We start from the raw sequence: 14078 nt of genomic DNA on the forward strand, positions 1-14078 counted from the left end.
CCCGGCCGCCACCCTGTGCCGATCACTCAGGTTCGGCAAGCGCCGGCGCTCGTTCGGGCAGTGGTTCGCCCTCGGGCCACCACTGGCTCTGGCCGTCCCGCTGCAGCCGTTTCGCCCGACGTTCGAAGTCTTCTTCGGCTTCCGGGTCGATAATGCGCTGCAGCTGATCCATCACAGCGCGGTTCCATGCGGCCCGCGCCCACCAGATATTCTGGCCGGGCGTCCAGCGCCTGACGACCTTGCTGGCGTCTCGGCCGATGTTCGCACCCTCGACTGCCTCCCCCATGTCATCGCCGGTGCGCATGCCCTCAGCAACCTCGCCGACATTGCCGAGCGTGGCATCATAGGCGTCCCCGACCATCTGGCCGCCTGGCCCGAATGCGTCTGCCTGAGAAGCCTTCCCGTTCCGCGCTTCGGCTGCGTAGATCGCATCTGTCAGCAGGCCCATGCCGCCGCCTTGCAGAAGGGCCGCCATCCAGAACCTATGATCGTCTGTCGGCTTGGGATCGTTGCCCATCGCCAGCATCCGCAACTGAATGGACATGGCACCGCCGATAGTCAGGGCGAACACTATTGGGGCGATGTAAGCGGCAGTGCCGACCAAGGGTGTCATGCCGGCACCTTGGCCTCGCAGAACTGCTTCCTCGCCCCACAGGTGCGAAGCCGTCAGATTGAAGGATCGGAACTGGGCCCAGGACCTGCGCAGCTCGCCCCATATCGTGCCCGGCCGGTTCTCACCGATCAGCTTTGCCCTAGTCCACAGCGTCGTTTGCGGCACGGCGAGCCGAGTTTCCATGTCGATGGCTTCAGCCAGCCGAAGGGCGAGAGCTTCGTCCGGAACATCCATTGGCCGGAGGAACGCCGCGCCGGGCTGGGGCTCCCAGACGGGGGCCGACCTGATCTTCGCCCAGTCGGACTCGGAGAACCCACGCGCCTTGATCCAGCGAGCGAAGGTTTGATCTTCCTTGTCGCCCGCCGCCAGGTTGGCAATCGATCGCTCACGGCGATCATGCAGGGCACCCAGGAACTCAAACTGAAAACTACGCTTCCGCCCAGCATCCCAAGCCGTCATCCCCTGGTCGAATCCAGTCTTCGTTTCGAACCGCTCGATCAGCCCGGCCATCATGGCATCTGACTGGCCGCGCAGGGCGCGGTACCGTCCTTCGATTGACGAGAACGGTGTGCTGTCAGTGTCCTGCGGAGGGCGGTGCTATGGGTTAGGGCAGCGGTGCCGGGTGGATGCGGGCACCGGGCGCACCGTCGCCCAGCAGCTCGACACCGTTCGCCTCGAAGGCGGCGATGATTGCCTGGGCGCTGGCATCCCAAGGATCGCGCTTACCAGTCTCGGCCTGATGGACCGTCGTCAGTGATAGGCCGGTGTGAGCAGCGAGGTCGCGCAGTGACCATTGCATGAGCGCTCGCCCGGCTCTGATTGCTTCGGGTGTGATCTTTTTCATTCCGACAGCGTAAGCTAATACAAGCGTGTTGACAATCCGCTTGAAGCTAATACGGTTGTGTTAGGTTAATCGCTTCGGTTAACCGATGACGGACCGGCCCCCACCACCCTTGGACAGGAACAGGGGGCCGATCCACAGCCACGGAACGAGCCCATGACCAGCACCACCAATATCACAGCGTCAGCGTTCAGCACAGCGATAGCCGACCTTCGGGCAGCGAGCGACGCCTTGGCGCGTGCAACAGACACCGGCCAGCCAGAGGAGACGCTGGAGGCGCTGACCAACGAGCGAGCCGACAAGGTGTTTGCCGTGCTGGCCGCTCCCGCCGTGACCCTGGCCGATCTGGAACAGAAGATCGCGGTTGCACTGATCGCTGCCCACGCGGAGACCGATGAAGAGCAGGACGACCATATGCTCATCGCCCGCCGGGTGATCGCAGGACGAACATTCGACGACGGCCGACCCCTCGGCCAGCTGCTGTTTGACGTCATCGCCATGCGTTCAACCACCAACTAAGGCCGCGCAACGGCTCGCCTCCGGTGTTTCGGCACTGGAGGCGACCGCCGGAAAACAGCTCGAAACGCTGCTTGGTGATGACCATCTGATGACCAGAGCCACAGCGAAGAAAAAGAAAGGCCCCAGCGTTTCCGCTAGGGCCTTGTCTTTGTTCAGTTCCAACTGGAGCGGGCGAAGAGATTCGAACTCTCGACCCCAACCTTGGCAAGGTTGTGCTCTACCACTGAGCTACGCCCGCAATCAGTCGGAGGCGGGCCTATAGCGGAGGGGCCGCACGTCTCGCAAGTCCCAAACGCAAAATTCTGCGCTCAAGCAGAGAGGGACCGCATCCCGACCATTAGTGCGCCAAGATGCGCCCTTCCCGCGTCTTAACGAGGCGCGAGGCGTATAGCCCCGTCCAGACGGATACACTCGCCGTTGATGTAGACGTTGCGGGCCAGTTCCAGCACCAGCGATGCATAGTCCGACGGCCTGCCCAAACGGCTGGGGAAGGGAATGGCGGCGGCCAGGCTGTCCTGAACCTTCTGGTCCATGCCGGCCATCATCGGCGTCCACATGATACCGGGCAGGATGGTGTTCACGCGGATGCCCTCCTGGGCCAGGTCGCGGGCCACCGGCAGGGTCATGGCATAGACGCCGCCCTTGGACGCCGAATAGGCTGCCTGGCCGATCTGGCCGTCCTGGGCCGCCACCGAGGCCGTATTGACGATCAGGCCGCGCTCACCGTCCTCCATGGGATCCAGGGCGACCATGCCCAGCGCCGACTGGCTCAGCACGCGGAAGGTGCCGAACAGGTTGATCCGGACGGTCCGTTCGAAGCTGGCCATGTCGTGGGCGCGTGTCTCGCCTGTGTCGCGCTTGCGGCTGACGGTCTTCTGGCCCGTGGCGATGCCGGCGCAGTTGACGGTCAGACGCTCCTGGCCGTGGGCGGCGCGGGCCTTGGCGAAGGCGGCGGCCACTTCTTCATCGGAGGTGACGTCGACCTGGCAGAAGACGCCGCCGATCTCGGCGGCGATGGCCTCGCCCTTTTCGGCGTTCATGTCGAACAGGGCGACCTTAGCCCCCGTGGAGGCGATGGCGCGAGCGGTGCCTTCGCCGAGGCCCGAGGCCCCACCCGTGACCACCGCTGCGATTGACCCGTCGAGTTTCATGGCCTCTGTTCCTATATGGGATTGAACGAATGACGATTGCGGGGCTTTAGCCGCCATGACCACGAATACCAAGCCGATGACGCCCGACGAGGCCCTGGACCCCAAACGCGCCTTGGTGCCCTCCGTGCTGGCGACCAACGAGGTCCGGGTCCAGAAGGGCTTCTGGCCCAAGATTCGGCGTACGGCAGCCCGCATTCCCTTTGCGGGGCAGGCCCTGAGCGTCTGGTTCGCGGCTCGCGATCCCGAGACGCCGCTGGCGGCCAAGGGGCTGATCATGGGTGGGCTGGCCTATTTCGTCCTGCCGGTGGATGCCATCCCTGACATATTCGCCGGTATCGGCTTCACCGACGACGCGGCCGTCATCGCCGCCCTGATCGCGACGCTGGGGGCCAATATCCGGCCGCGGCACAAGAAGCAGGCCGATGCGGCGCTGGAGCAGCTGAAGCGCGACTAGTTCGAGCGCAGCCAGCCTGTGATCGACAGGCGATTAGCCGCTGCGAAACTGGCGACCTGGGTCACGGCATGATCCATGGGCACGGCGAAGATATTCAGGGCGTTGAAGCGGGGCACGAAGCCCTGTTCGATCTGACCGTCGACACCTGGAAAGATCAGCGCCCCTCCCCAGTCCATGCACCAGTCGCGGGTTAGGTTCAGCACATAGGCATAGAGCCGGTTCTTGCCCTCGGCATCGTCGTTGTGGCCGGTCAGGACGTGGCCGGGCCGATAGCGGGTGGCCTGGGCATCGGCGAAGTCGATGCGGTCGTCGCCGGTCACGCCGCGCACGAAGGCGATAAAGGCCGAGCTGTTAAAAAAGGCGGGCACGGCCGCCACGGCATCCTGAACGTCGTCGCCGATACCCTCGACCGTGATGCGCCGGGTGTCGAAGATATATTGCATGCTGTCGTCGGCGGCGTTCAGCGCGGCCTGGTCGATCCAGCTCTGCTTGCCCGGCTCGGCGGCGCGACCGCCGGTCAGGGGGATCTCGAACCGCTCCCCGCCCGCATGGACGCTGACCCGCCAGCCATCGTAGGCCTCCATCGCGGCCGTCAGGGCCTCGGCGCTGTCGGGCGTCAACACATCCGGGATGTGCAGTCGCCTATGGACCTTAAAGGCCGCACTCAGGGCCGCGACATCCAGCGACGGTGACAGCGCCAACTCAGACATCAGGCGTCGACCGTCACCACGACCTTGCCCATGACCGAGCGGTCGCCCAGGGCCTGGATGGCCTCATGCGCGCGCTCCAACGGATAGGTGCGACTGATGCGCGGCCTGATCTTGCCCTCGCTCCAGAATTTGAACAGGTCGGTCATGTTGGCGGCGTGGCCGGCCGGGTCACGGGCCACGGCGGCCCCCCAAAACACCCCGATCACCGCTACCGACTTCAGCAGGGTCAGGTTCAGCGGCAGGGACGGAATGCCCGCCGGGAAGCCGACCACTAGATAGCGCCCGTTCCAGTCCATGGATCGCAGGGCCGGTTCGCAGTAGTCGCCGCCGACCCCGTCATAGACCACGTCTGGCCCGTCGCGACCCGAGGCCAGCTTCAGCTCGCCCGACAGCTCCTTCTGGGCCGCCTTATCCATCTTGCCCGACGGATAGATCAGGCCGTTGTCCGCTCCGGCCTCTAGGGCAAACTGGACCTTGTCGTTGGTGGAGGCGGTGGCGACGACGCGGGCACCCATGGCCTTGCCCAGTTCGACGGCGGCGATGCCGACACCCCCGGCCGCCCCCAGCACCAGCAGGCTCTCGCCCGCCTTCAGCTGGGCCCGGTCCTTCAAGGCATAATAGCTGGTGCCATAGGTCATGATCAGGGCGGCGGCGGTGGAAAAGTCCATGCCGTCGGGGATCTTGATGACGCTGGTCGCCGGGACCGCCAGTCGCTCGACCAGACCGCCCCAGCCGGGCACGGCGATGACGCGGTCGCCCTTGCGCACCGAGGTGACGCCCTCGCCTACAGCCTCGACGACACCGGCCACCTCGCCACCGGGCGAGAAGGGCCGCTGCGGCTTGAACTGATACTTGTCCTCGATGATCAGGGTGTCGGGGAAGTTGATGCCCACGGCCTTCACATCGATGACGACCTCGCCCTTCATCGGACGCGGATCCATGACTTCTTCGACGACCAGGGTTTCGGGGCCGCCGGGGGCCTTGGACAGGACTGCGCGCATCGATAGGTCTTTCAGCATGAAGGCTCGCGCCCCCGTGGCGCGCATCGTGACGAGAGGCTAATCAGCCGCACGCCCGTTTGAAAGAGGCGATCCGGAGACGACCCATGACGGCCCTCATTCTTCACGGTGGCGCAGGCGCGCGGCGCGAGCGGAACTATGACGCCGAGGTCGTGCATATGCGCCAGGTCGTGGAGGCGATGAAGGCACGGCTGGAGGCGGGGGCCAGTGCGCCGGACGTGGCGGTCGAGGCGGTGGTGATGCTGGAGGACTCCGGGCTCTATGTCGCCGGACGCGGGGCCTCGCCCAATCTGGCCGGGGCCTATGAGCTGGATGCCAGCCTGATGGACGGCGCGACCCGCAAGGCGGGTTCGGTGGCCGCGCTGCAAGGGTTCCGCAATCCGGTCTTAGCGGCGCGAGCAGTGATGGACCGGACCCCGCACGTCATGCTCGCCGGCGAAGGCGCGGCCCTGTTTGCACATGACCAGGGGCTGGAGCCGATCGGGGACGAGGCGGCCTGGTTCACTCAGGCCGGTCACGGCGAGGACAATCACCCGCCGGGCACGCTGAGCCATGGCACTGTCGGTTGCTGCGTGCTGGACAGTCAGGGCCGACTGGCGGCGGCGACCTCGACGGCGGGCGTGTTCGGCAAGATGCCGGGCCGGGTCGGCGACACCCCCCTTCCGGCGTCCGGGACCTGGGCCGACGAGCGGTCCGCCACCTCCTGCACCGGACAGGGCGAGTATTTCATTCGCGTCGCCGCCGCCGCCCAGGTCGGCTGGCGCGTCGGGGCCGGACAGCCGCTTGCCGAGGCGACGCAGGGCGTCATCGATCAGATCGGTGGCATGGGCGGCGACGGCGGGCTGATTGCCCTGGACGCGATGGCAACATCGCCGCGCCGTTCAACAGCCAGGGCATGAAAAGGGCCTGGCTGACGACCGGAGGTCAGATCGGGGTTGAGGTCTTCGGACGCTGATTACCCCGAATTCACTCGTCAATGAACAGGGTTCGACTAAGTCTTCAGCACGCACAGGAGACCGATATGAAATCCCTCATCACCGCCGTGACCCTTGCGGCGCTCAGCGCCACTGCGGCCTGCGCCCCAGTAATCGAAGGTGGCCCTCCATTAGCGTTGCCGATCGGGCTTCAGGAGACCGCGCAGATCGGCTCAATCGTCATGTCGTCTGACTGGCTCGAAGCTGAGGACGACTTCGCCGACACCTTCAATGAAGAAGTGCATGAAGAGCTCCGCCGCTGCATGTGGGGCACCTCGCCGGTCGATCTTCGGGTCCACATCAACGGATTGGACCGCGCCGGCCGCCTGGAAACCCTGCTGAACGGAGAGGGCGAGCACTACCTGTCCGGCACCGTGGAGTTCGTCGATCCGGCTCGCAACAATCGGGTTCTGGGCCGTTTCCCGATCCGGGTTTCGACCAGCGCTCAGGGCCGCGTCGGCGGTCTTCTCGGCGATCGCCAGATGATGGTGTCGGAAGCCTTCGGTCGGGCCGTCTGCGAGGAGGCCTTCGGCCGCAATCCGCGTAATCCGGGCCCGCACAACGCCACCCAGGGCTGAACCGCCCCAAAATGAAAAAGGCCGGCGGAACGCTCCGCCGGCCCTTTATTATCAACGCTAGCGCTCGAAGCCTATTCTGCGGCGATTACTGCACCTTCGTCATTGGCCGGGGTCGGCTGATCCCCGCCCGCCAGGTTGCGCAGTACATAGGGCATCACTCCGCCGGCCTTAAAGTAGTCCAGCTCGGTCTGGTTATCGATGCGGCACCGGACCGGGAAGCGGGCCATCTTGCCGTCCGAGGGGCGGAACAGCTCGACCCAGATGTCCTGGCGCGGACGCAGGCGGCCGGTGTTGACGTCGGACAGGCCGCGGATCGTCACGATCTCTTCGCCCGTCAGACCCAGCTTCTGCCAGCCGTCAGCCTTGAACTGCAGCGGCACCACGCCCATTCCGATCAGGTTGGAGCGGTGGATACGCTCGTAGCTTTCGGCCAGGACGGCGCGAACGCCCAGCAGGCGGGTTCCCTTGGCGGCCCAGTCACGCGATGAGCCGGTGCCGTATTCCTTGCCCGCGAAGACGACCAGCGGACGGCCCTCGGACTGGTAGCGCATGGCCGCGTCGTAGATCGACATGGTGTCGCCCGACGGGAAGTGTTTGGTGACGCCACCCTCGATGTCCGGCGTGATCTTGTTGCGGATGCGGATGTTGGCGAAGGTGCCGCGCATCATGACTTCATGGTGGCCCCGACGCGCGCCGTAGCTGTTGAAGTCCAGGGCATCGACGCCACGGTTGGTCAGATAGACTCCGGCGGGCGAGGTCTTCTTGATCGAACCGGCGGGGCTGATGTGGTCGGTGGTGATGCTGTCGCCGAAGATAGCCAGCACGCGACCTTCGACGATGTCGGTGACCGGCGTCGGCTCCATCGACAGGCCCTCGAAATACGGGGGGTTGGCGACGTAGGTGGAGCTGTCCTCCCACTCATAGGTCTGGCCGCCCTCGATCTTGATGGCCTGCCAGTGCTTGTCACCCTTGAACACGTCCTTGTAGCGCTTGGCGAACATGGCCGGGGTGACCGACTTTTTCTGGATGGCGGCGATCTCGGCCGAGGTCGGCCAGATGTCCTTCAGGAAGACGTCCTTGCCCTTCTTGTCCTGGCCGATCGGCTCCTTGGTGATGTCGATCCGCATCGAGCCGGCGATGGCATAGGCCACGACCAGCGGCGGCGAGGCCAGATAGTTGGCCTGAACGTCGGGGTTCACCCGGCCCTCGAAGTTGCGGTTGCCCGACAGGACGGAGGTCGCGACGATGCCGTTGTCGTTGATTGTCTTGGAGATCGCCGGATCCAGCGGGCCGGAGTTGCCGATGCAGGTGGTGCAGCCGTAGCCGACCAGATTGAAGCCCAGGGCGTCCAGGTCTTTCTGCAGGCCGGCGTCGGTCAGATAGTCGGTGACGACCTGCGATCCCGGAGCCAGCGAGGTCTTGACCCAGGGCTTGACCTTCAGGCCCAGGGCGTTGGCCTTGCGCGCCACCAGACCGGCGGCGATCAGGACCGACGGGTTGGAGGTGTTGGTGCACGACGTGATGGCCGCGATGACGACGTCGCCGTCACCGACCGTGAACTTTTCACCCTCGACGTCGTAGCGGGGCGCGTCGACCGCACGGCTAAACACGTCGGTCAGGGCCGTCTCGAACGACGGCGCGGCGACGTCCAGGGCGACCTTGTCCTGCGGGCGCTTGGGCCCGGCCAGCGACGGCACGACGGTGGAGATGTCCAGTTCCAGAACGTCGGTGAAGACGGGGTCTTCCGAGGTTTCGTCGATCCAGAGGCCTTGCGCCTTGGCATAGGCCTCGACCAAGGCGACGCGCGCCTTGTCGCGGCCCGTGGCGGTCAGATAGTCGATGGTGGCGCGCGACACAGGGAAGAAGCCGCAGGTGGCACCATACTCCGGGGCCATGTTGGCGATGGTCGCCTGATCTTCGATGGTCAGGCCGCTTACGGCCGGTCCGAAGAATTCCACGAACTTGCCGACCACGCCCTTCTTGCGCAGCATCTGGGTGACGGTCAGGACCAGATCGGTCGCCGTCGTGCCCTCGGTCATCGCGCCGGTGAGCTTGAAGCCGATCACCTCGGGGATCAGCATGGGGATCGGCTGGCCCAGCATGGCGGCCTCGGCCTCGATGCCGCCGACGCCCCAGCCCAGGACGGCCAAGCCGTTGATCATGGTCGTGTGGCTGTCGGTGCCGACGACGGTGTCGGGGTAGGCGACGGTCTTCTTGCCCTCTTCTAGCGTCCAGACGGTCTGGGCCAGGTTCTCCAGGTTCACCTGGTGGCAGATGCCGGTGCCCGGCGGCACGACGCGGAAGTTGTTGAAGGCAGACGAGCCCCAGCGCAGGAAGTTGTAGCGTTCGATATTGCGCTCATACTCACGCTCGACGTTCTGGTTGAACGCTCCGGCCGTGCCGAAATGATCGACCATCACCGAGTGGTCAATGACCAGGTCGACCGGCACCAGCGGATTGATCTTAGACGCATCGGCACCGAGCGCCGACATGGCATCGCGCATCGCGGCCAGATCGACCACGGCGGGCACGCCGGTGAAATCCTGCATCAGCACGCGGGCAGGGCGGAAGGCGATCTCGTGCTCGACTGAACCCTTGTTGTCGATCCAGGCAGCGACGGCCCTCAGGTCGTTTTCGGTGACGGAAACGCCGTCTTCGTTGCGCAGAAGGTTCTCCAGAAGCACCTTCATGGAGCGCGGCAGGCGGGAAATCCCGGTCAGACCGGCTTCCTCGGCGGCAGGAAGGCTGTAATAGGCGTATTTCTTGCGCCCGACGGAAAGGTCCTGACGGGTCTTGAGGCTGTCGTTCGACGGCATGGAGAGGTTTCCTCTGGTCAACGCCGCCCGACAATCCGGTTGCACGTTCGCGCGATCCACGCAGGGGCACACAGGTCCCCGGCGCGCGCGGCGAACGCCTGCTGCGGCGACGCTGGATATAGCGATGGCAGCCGCTTGCGTCCATGTATCCACGTTGGCCACAGGGACATTGAGAAGTGTTCGCAACTGGAGGGGTGGCAGATGATTTCTGTCTCTGCCTTGACCGTCTCCCGCGGAGAGAGGGTGCTGTTCCGCAACCTGTCCTTTACCGTCGCGCCCAAAGAGGTGCTGGCCCTGACCGGGGCGAACGGGGCGGGCAAAACCAGCCTGTTGCGCGCTATAGCAGGATTCATCCGCGTCGAGGCAGGTGAAATAGCCTTCGGGAGCATGGATGTGCACGAGGCTCGCCGACGGCATCTCCACTGGCAAGGACCGATGGACGGGCTGAAAACGGCCCGCAGCGCGCGTGATGAACTGGCATTCCAGGCGCGGTTCGCCGGGGCGGACCCGGATGGTGTCGCCGCAGCCACTGACCTTTTGGCCCTGACGCCCCTGCTGGATCTGGAGGTTCGCCAGTTGTCCGCGGGCCAGCGTCGCAGACTGGCCCTGGCTCGTCTGATCGCCGCACCACGACCGCTATGGCTGCTGGACGAGCCGTTTAGTCCGCTGGATTCCCGCTGGCGCGCCGTGTTCGGCACACTCATGCAGGCCCATGTCGACAGGGGTGGAGCCGTTATCGCCGCCGTGCATGACCCCCTGCCTGTGCCGGCCCGTACGCTTGATATTGGAGCTGGCCGGTGAGCGGACTGTCGATCCTGTTCCGTCGCGAACTGGCACTGGTCTGGTCCGGCGGTGGCGGGCCTCTCTTAGCCTGCGGATTTTTTCTGTGTCTAACCGTCCTGGTGCCGCTGGCGGCCGGTGGCGATCCGGCGGGCCTGAGATCCGTCGCGGGCAGCATGGCCTGGCTGGCCCTGGCCCTGTCGTCGATCCTGTCGCTGGAGCGACTGCTCGAGCGCGACCTGGAGGACGGTGCGCTGGACCTCATCGCGCTGGGTCCCGTCCCGCTGGAACTCGTGATCATGGCCAAGGCGAAGGCCCAGTGGCTGGCCGTCGGCTGGCCCCTGGCCCTGACCGCACCCGTTGCCGCCATCACCCTGGGCCTGTCGCCGGCCCTCGCCCCGCTGGTGGGACTGTCAGCCCTGATCGGCGGGCTAGGGTTTGCCCTGACCGGAGCCTTGGGCGCGGCCCTAGCGCTTGGGTCAAAGCGCGGGGGCCTGTTGATCGCCGTCGTCGTCCTGCCGCTGTTCATCCCGCCAGTGGTCTTTGGAGCCGGAGCCCTGGAGCGGGCGACCAACAGCCTGTCCCCAGTCCCGGCCCTGGCCTTGCTTACAGCCTATGTCCTGTTCGCCGCCGTCATTGCGCCGTTCGCAGGCGCAGCGGCAATCCGGAACGCTCAAGGATAATCGCGCTCACGCCGCGAGGGTACGTGTCACGAGCGTCAGCGCATCAGGCCTTCTTCACGAACTCCGTACGCAACACCAGGCCGCGCACCTTCTCCACATTGGCCTCGATTTCGTCCGTATCGCTGGTCAGGCGGATGTTTTTGACCAGCTGACCGCGCTTCAGCGTCACCCCGCCCGAGCCCTTGACCTTGAGGTCCTTGATCAAGGTCACGCTGTCGCCGTCGGCCAGGATATTGCCGTTGGCATCCTTGGTCACGTCGTCGGTCATGGTCGTCTCCGCGCATCAGGCGCGACGCTGTAGCACAGGGATGGGGGACGTATAGCGCGGCGCGGCCAAGCCCCTTAAAGGGAGGCGGATGTTCGGCCTCGCCAATCCCGATCGGTTCCTGCGCTTCACGCGCCCGCTCACGCCTATGCTGTGGGTCGGGGCAGCCGTGCTGCTGGCCATCGGCACCTGGCTGAGTTTCGTCGCACCCGAGGACTACCAGCAGGGCGATACGGTGCGGATCATGTTCGTGCATGTGCCCGCCGCCTCGGTGGGTCTGGGCATCTATCTGGCGCTGGGCATCTCCAGCTTCTTCGCCCTGGTCTTCCGCCATCCGCTGGCCGATGCGGCGGCGCGGGCGGCCGCCCTGCCCGGAGCGGCCTATACCTTCCTGGCCCTGATCACCGGCAGTCTTTGGGGCAAGCCGATGTGGGGGGCCTTTTGGGTCTGGGGCGATGCGCGGCTGATGTCGGAGCTGGTCCTGCTGCTGTTCTACATCGGCTATATGGCGCTGAGAGCGTCGATCGACGACGAGGCCAAGGCGGCACGAGCGGCTGCGGTTCTGGGACTGGTCGGTCTAATCAATCTGCCCATCGTGAAGTTCTCCGTCGACTGGTGGAATACCCTGCATCAGCCCGCCAGCCTGCTGAGGGAAGATGGGCCGTCGGTCGCCCCGGCGATGCTGACGCCGCTGCTGATCATGATGGCGGCGTTCGGAGTCTTCTTCCTGGCCTACTGGATCACCTCGATCCGCACCGAGATCGTGCGCCGCCGGGTGATGTCGCTGAGCGCCCGCCGCGCCATGGAGGCCGATCATGCCTGATCTGGATATGGGAGCCTACGGAGCCTACGTCTGGCCGTGCTGGGCGATCAGCGCAGTCGTGTTGACCGCCTTGACCATGCGGGCGTTGATGGCCTCGCGCCGCTGGAAGTCGGCTCTGAAGCGGCTGGAGGACGACAGGTTATGAACCGCTGGCTTGCCCTCATTCCGCTGGCACTGCTGGTGGGGCTGGTCGTGTTCGCGGCGCTGAAACTGGGCGATGTGGCGTCGAGGTCGCTGTCTCAGGGCCAGACCCTGGGCAGTGAATATCGCCCAGCCGCCCTCGTCGGCCAGACCATCCCAGAGACGGTTCTCCCCATCCTCACCGGCACAGAGGCGGGGCCAGGCCAGGTCGATCTGAAGACCGCCGGCGTCGGCAAGCCTATGCTGGTCAATGTATTTGCCAGCTGGTGCGCGCCCTGCCGCGTGGAACACCCTCGGCTGCTTGCCTTGCGTGAACAGGGTGTGGCTGTCGTCGGCGTGGCTTGGAAAGACGATCCCGTCGCCACACGCGCCTTTCTGGACGAACTGGGCGACCCCTATTCGATCGTGCTGGTGGACCGGGAGGGTCGCGCCGGGCTGGACCTGGGCATCACCGGTGCACCCGAAACCTTCGCCGTCGATGCCATGGGGAAGGTTGTAGCGAAATTCTCCGGCCCGCTGGTCAGCGATGCCGAGGTCGACCGGCTTGTGGAGGCCATGCAGGCGCCGGCCAGGCCCCTGCCGACCGCCACACCGCGCCCTGCAGAATAAGGCGTTAACCCTCTCCACACCGTTTTCGTTAACCTTGTCGGCATGAGCGCGATTCGGCCTGACCTGCCCTCCACCCTGTTCCCGACGGCCCCGCAGCCGGCGGCACAGGCGGCGCGCTCGTCCGACTTTTTCCGTGCCGCCCTGGCCGGAATTTCGCCAACGCCGGTGACGAAGACGGAGGTCGCCGTGCGGCCCTCAATCACCACAGCGTCGCGCTCCGACAGCACCGGCTCCGCCATGCAGCGCGACCTACGCCCCGGCTCGCTGGTCGATATCCGCGTCTGACTTCACGCGAAAATGAGCGGCGCATCTGGGCGCGCCGTGTTTATGGTCGCGCATGCGTAACCGGGGCTGGATCATACCCGCGGCGGCCCTCGGGCTCGCCCTCGTCGCGGCGACCTCGACCGCCCAAACGACAGGCGTGCCCGAAGTGCGCCATCAGGTCCCCGGTCCCAGCGATGCCGTCGTGGTCGAACTGTTCACCGCCCAGGGCTGCGGCGTCTGCGCCGAGGCCAACACCCGGCTGGAAGCCGTCGCCGATGAGCCTGGCGTGATCGCCCTGACCTATGCCGTCGATTACTGGGACTATCTAGGCTGGCGGGACACCTTCGCGCGGCCAGAGTTCGCCCAGCGGCAGAGAGCCTATCGCCGTCCCTTGCGCGTGCGCGACGTCTCCACGCCCCAGATCGTCATCAACGGCCGTCGTCAGGTGGCCCCGGCCCAACCGCCCGCTCTTCAGGCGGCCATCGACGAGGAGGCGACGCGTCCGGCCAATCCGCCCGAGATCGAGTTTCGCGAAACAGGCGACCGAGTTGGCGTGGGATCCGGCACATCTCCTGAAGGCGGGGCGGAGGTCGTAGCCGTGCGCTACATGCCCGGCGCACAGACCGTTGTGGTATCGTCGGGCGAGAACCGTGGCCGCCGCCTGCGTCACACCAATGTGGTCGTTGGGGTGGAGACCCTGGGGGAGTGGAGCGGTCGCCCGGTCCTTTATCCCCTGCCTGATGAAATGGCTCAGGGTGAGGCGGTCGCCGTGCTGATCCAGGCCAAGGGCAGTCGCCGTATTCTGGCCGGTGCCGTGCTGGCACCGCGCTGACGCTGT

The 14078-nt window shown here is 65.7% G+C and carries 17 protein-coding genes, 1 tRNA gene and 1 pseudogene; 11 read left to right on the top strand and 8 right to left on the bottom strand.

Translation table 11 applies throughout. The features are described from left to right. Window positions 1–22: 22 nt before the first annotated feature. Together ACE3TH_RS05085 and ACE3TH_RS05090 are read right to left on the bottom strand one after the other, a co-directional pair. Window positions 23–1123 carry a hypothetical protein gene (locus tag ACE3TH_RS05085; protein WP_374597987.1) on the bottom strand — a complete coding sequence of 367 codons (1101 nt, stop codon included), beginning with the start codon at window positions 1121–1123 and terminating at the stop codon, window positions 23–25. A 94-nt stretch (window positions 1124–1217) separates the two neighbouring features. After that, window positions 1218–1412, bottom strand: coding sequence for a helix-turn-helix domain-containing protein (locus ACE3TH_RS05090; RefSeq protein ID WP_374597989.1), 195 nt, complete (start codon window positions 1410–1412; stop codon window positions 1218–1220). A gap of 198 nt (window positions 1413–1610) precedes the next feature. Between ACE3TH_RS05090 and ACE3TH_RS05095 the strand changes: the two genes are divergently transcribed. Next, window positions 1611–1973, top strand: coding sequence for a hypothetical protein (locus ACE3TH_RS05095; protein ID WP_374597991.1), 363 nt, complete (start codon window positions 1611–1613; stop codon window positions 1971–1973). Window positions 1974–2136: 163 nt separating this feature from the next. On the opposite strand, the gene ACE3TH_RS05100 is transcribed toward ACE3TH_RS05095, so the two are convergent. Together ACE3TH_RS05100 and ACE3TH_RS05105 are read right to left on the bottom strand one after the other, a co-directional pair. Next, window positions 2137–2211 (bottom strand) — tRNA-Gly (locus ACE3TH_RS05100). A 130-nt stretch (window positions 2212–2341) separates the two neighbouring features. Continuing rightward, a complete protein-coding gene (locus tag ACE3TH_RS05105; protein WP_374597993.1) occupies window positions 2342–3124 on the bottom strand; it encodes an SDR family NAD(P)-dependent oxidoreductase in 783 nt (260 codons plus the stop codon). Between the two features lie 55 nt (window positions 3125–3179). Between ACE3TH_RS05105 and ACE3TH_RS05110 the strand changes: the two genes are divergently transcribed. Further along, the gene (locus tag ACE3TH_RS05110; RefSeq protein ID WP_296167115.1) at window positions 3180–3578 is read left to right on the top strand and encodes a YkvA family protein; all 399 of its coding nucleotides are present in this window, start codon (window positions 3180–3182) and stop codon (window positions 3576–3578) included. Here ACE3TH_RS05110 and ACE3TH_RS05115 read toward each other — a convergent pair. After that, window positions 3575–4288, bottom strand: coding sequence for a 2OG-Fe(II) oxygenase family protein (locus ACE3TH_RS05115; protein ID WP_374597995.1), 714 nt, complete (start codon window positions 4286–4288; stop codon window positions 3575–3577). The two genes, ACE3TH_RS05110 and ACE3TH_RS05115, sit on opposite strands and share 4 nt — an antisense overlap. After that, window positions 4288–5289 (bottom strand): NADPH:quinone oxidoreductase family protein, encoded by a 1002-nt coding sequence (locus tag ACE3TH_RS05120; RefSeq protein WP_374597997.1) that lies wholly within the window; start codon window positions 5287–5289, stop codon window positions 4288–4290. The genes ACE3TH_RS05115 and ACE3TH_RS05120 overlap by 1 nt, the downstream gene beginning before the upstream one ends. A 104-nt stretch (window positions 5290–5393) precedes the next feature. On the opposite strand from ACE3TH_RS05120, the pseudogene ACE3TH_RS05125 reads away from it, so the two are divergent. Continuing rightward, window positions 5394–6262 (top strand): annotated as a pseudogene (locus ACE3TH_RS05125) (isoaspartyl peptidase/L-asparaginase family protein). 66 nt (window positions 6263–6328) lie between these two features. Continuing rightward, complete coding sequence (locus ACE3TH_RS05130) at window positions 6329–6859, top strand: hypothetical protein (protein ID WP_374597999.1); 531 nt, start codon at window positions 6329–6331, stop codon at window positions 6857–6859. A gap of 71 nt (window positions 6860–6930) precedes the next feature. Here ACE3TH_RS05130 and acnA read toward each other — a convergent pair whose 3' ends face one another. Next, window positions 6931–9675 (bottom strand): aconitate hydratase AcnA, encoded by a 2745-nt coding sequence (acnA, locus tag ACE3TH_RS05135; RefSeq protein WP_374598001.1) that lies wholly within the window; start codon window positions 9673–9675, stop codon window positions 6931–6933. A gap of 201 nt (window positions 9676–9876) precedes the next feature. Between acnA and ccmA the strand changes: the two genes are divergently transcribed. Both ccmA and ccmB read left to right on the top strand, forming a co-directional pair. Further along, the gene (gene ccmA, locus ACE3TH_RS05140; protein ID WP_374598003.1) at window positions 9877–10476 is read left to right on the top strand and encodes a heme ABC exporter ATP-binding protein CcmA; all 600 of its coding nucleotides are present in this window, start codon (window positions 9877–9879) and stop codon (window positions 10474–10476) included. After that, window positions 10473–11138 (top strand): heme exporter protein CcmB, encoded by a 666-nt coding sequence (gene ccmB, locus ACE3TH_RS05145; protein WP_374598005.1) that lies wholly within the window; start codon window positions 10473–10475, stop codon window positions 11136–11138. Before ccmA ends, ccmB begins: the two co-directional genes overlap by 4 nt. A gap of 43 nt (window positions 11139–11181) precedes the next feature. On the opposite strand, the gene ACE3TH_RS05150 is transcribed toward ccmB, so the two are convergent. Beyond that, window positions 11182–11406: an alkylphosphonate utilization protein gene (locus tag ACE3TH_RS05150; RefSeq protein WP_374598007.1), complete on the bottom strand. Its 225-nt coding sequence runs from the start codon at window positions 11404–11406 to the stop codon at window positions 11182–11184. Between the two features lie 88 nt (window positions 11407–11494). Between ACE3TH_RS05150 and ccmC the strand changes: the two genes are divergently transcribed. The 5 genes from ccmC to ACE3TH_RS05175 are packed head-to-tail and all read left to right on the top strand — an operon-like array spanning window position 11495 to window position 14072. Continuing rightward, window positions 11495–12226 (top strand): heme ABC transporter permease CcmC, encoded by a 732-nt coding sequence (gene ccmC, locus ACE3TH_RS05155; protein ID WP_374598009.1) that lies wholly within the window; start codon window positions 11495–11497, stop codon window positions 12224–12226. Then, window positions 12219–12371 carry a heme exporter protein CcmD gene (gene ccmD, locus ACE3TH_RS05160; RefSeq protein WP_374598011.1) on the top strand — a complete coding sequence of 51 codons (153 nt, stop codon included), beginning with the start codon at window positions 12219–12221 and terminating at the stop codon, window positions 12369–12371. Before ccmC ends, ccmD begins: the two co-directional genes overlap by 8 nt. Continuing rightward, on the top strand, window positions 12368–12976 hold the full coding sequence (locus tag ACE3TH_RS05165) for a DsbE family thiol:disulfide interchange protein (protein WP_374598013.1): 609 nt from the start codon (window positions 12368–12370) through the stop codon (window positions 12974–12976). The genes ccmD and ACE3TH_RS05165 overlap by 4 nt, the downstream gene beginning before the upstream one ends. A 42-nt stretch (window positions 12977–13018) precedes the next feature. Then, window positions 13019–13261: a hypothetical protein gene (locus ACE3TH_RS05170; RefSeq protein WP_374598015.1), complete on the top strand. Its 243-nt coding sequence runs from the start codon at window positions 13019–13021 to the stop codon at window positions 13259–13261. 52 nt (window positions 13262–13313) lie between these two features. Next, the gene (locus tag ACE3TH_RS05175) at window positions 13314–14072 is read left to right on the top strand and encodes a DUF1223 domain-containing protein (protein WP_374598017.1); all 759 of its coding nucleotides are present in this window, start codon (window positions 13314–13316) and stop codon (window positions 14070–14072) included. Window positions 14073–14078: the final 6 nt, after the last annotated feature.

The sequence above is a fragment of the Brevundimonas sp. genome, from assembly GCF_041919755.1.
Classification (GTDB): domain Bacteria; phylum Pseudomonadota; class Alphaproteobacteria; order Caulobacterales; family Caulobacteraceae; genus Brevundimonas.

Excerpts from the sequence above, each read along its gene's own strand:
- ACE3TH_RS05170 (WP_374598015.1), top strand. The coding sequence starts at position 13,019 with ATGAGCGCGATTCGGCCTGACCTGCCCTCCACCCTGTTCCCGACGGCC.
- ACE3TH_RS05130 (WP_374597999.1), top strand. The coding sequence starts at position 6,329 with ATGAAATCCCTCATCACCGCCGTGACCCTTGCGGCGCTCAGCGCCACT.
- ccmC (WP_374598009.1), top strand. The coding sequence starts at position 11,495 with ATGTTCGGCCTCGCCAATCCCGATCGGTTCCTGCGCTTCACGCGCCCG.
- ccmA (WP_374598003.1), top strand. The coding sequence starts at position 9,877 with ATGATTTCTGTCTCTGCCTTGACCGTCTCCCGCGGAGAGAGGGTGCTG.
- ccmD (WP_374598011.1), top strand. The coding sequence starts at position 12,219 with ATGCCTGATCTGGATATGGGAGCCTACGGAGCCTACGTCTGGCCGTGC.
- ACE3TH_RS05085 (WP_374597987.1), bottom strand. The coding sequence starts at position 1,123 with ATGGCCGGGCTGATCGAGCGGTTCGAAACGAAGACTGGATTCGACCAG.
- ACE3TH_RS05175 (WP_374598017.1), top strand. The coding sequence starts at position 13,314 with ATGCGTAACCGGGGCTGGATCATACCCGCGGCGGCCCTCGGGCTCGCC.
- ACE3TH_RS05105 (WP_374597993.1), bottom strand. The coding sequence starts at position 3,124 with ATGAAACTCGACGGGTCAATCGCAGCGGTGGTCACGGGTGGGGCCTCG.
- ACE3TH_RS05120 (WP_374597997.1), bottom strand. The coding sequence starts at position 5,289 with ATGCGCGCAGTCCTGTCCAAGGCCCCCGGCGGCCCCGAAACCCTGGTC.
- ACE3TH_RS05165 (WP_374598013.1), top strand. The coding sequence starts at position 12,368 with ATGAACCGCTGGCTTGCCCTCATTCCGCTGGCACTGCTGGTGGGGCTG.
- ACE3TH_RS05110 (WP_296167115.1), top strand. The coding sequence starts at position 3,180 with ATGACCACGAATACCAAGCCGATGACGCCCGACGAGGCCCTGGACCCC.
- ACE3TH_RS05095 (WP_374597991.1), top strand. The coding sequence starts at position 1,611 with ATGACCAGCACCACCAATATCACAGCGTCAGCGTTCAGCACAGCGATA.
- ACE3TH_RS05115 (WP_374597995.1), bottom strand. The coding sequence starts at position 4,288 with ATGTCTGAGTTGGCGCTGTCACCGTCGCTGGATGTCGCGGCCCTGAGT.
- ACE3TH_RS05150 (WP_374598007.1), bottom strand. The coding sequence starts at position 11,406 with ATGACCGACGACGTGACCAAGGATGCCAACGGCAATATCCTGGCCGAC.
- acnA (WP_374598001.1), bottom strand. The coding sequence starts at position 9,675 with ATGCCGTCGAACGACAGCCTCAAGACCCGTCAGGACCTTTCCGTCGGG.
- ACE3TH_RS05090 (WP_374597989.1), bottom strand. The coding sequence starts at position 1,412 with ATGCAATGGTCACTGCGCGACCTCGCTGCTCACACCGGCCTATCACTG.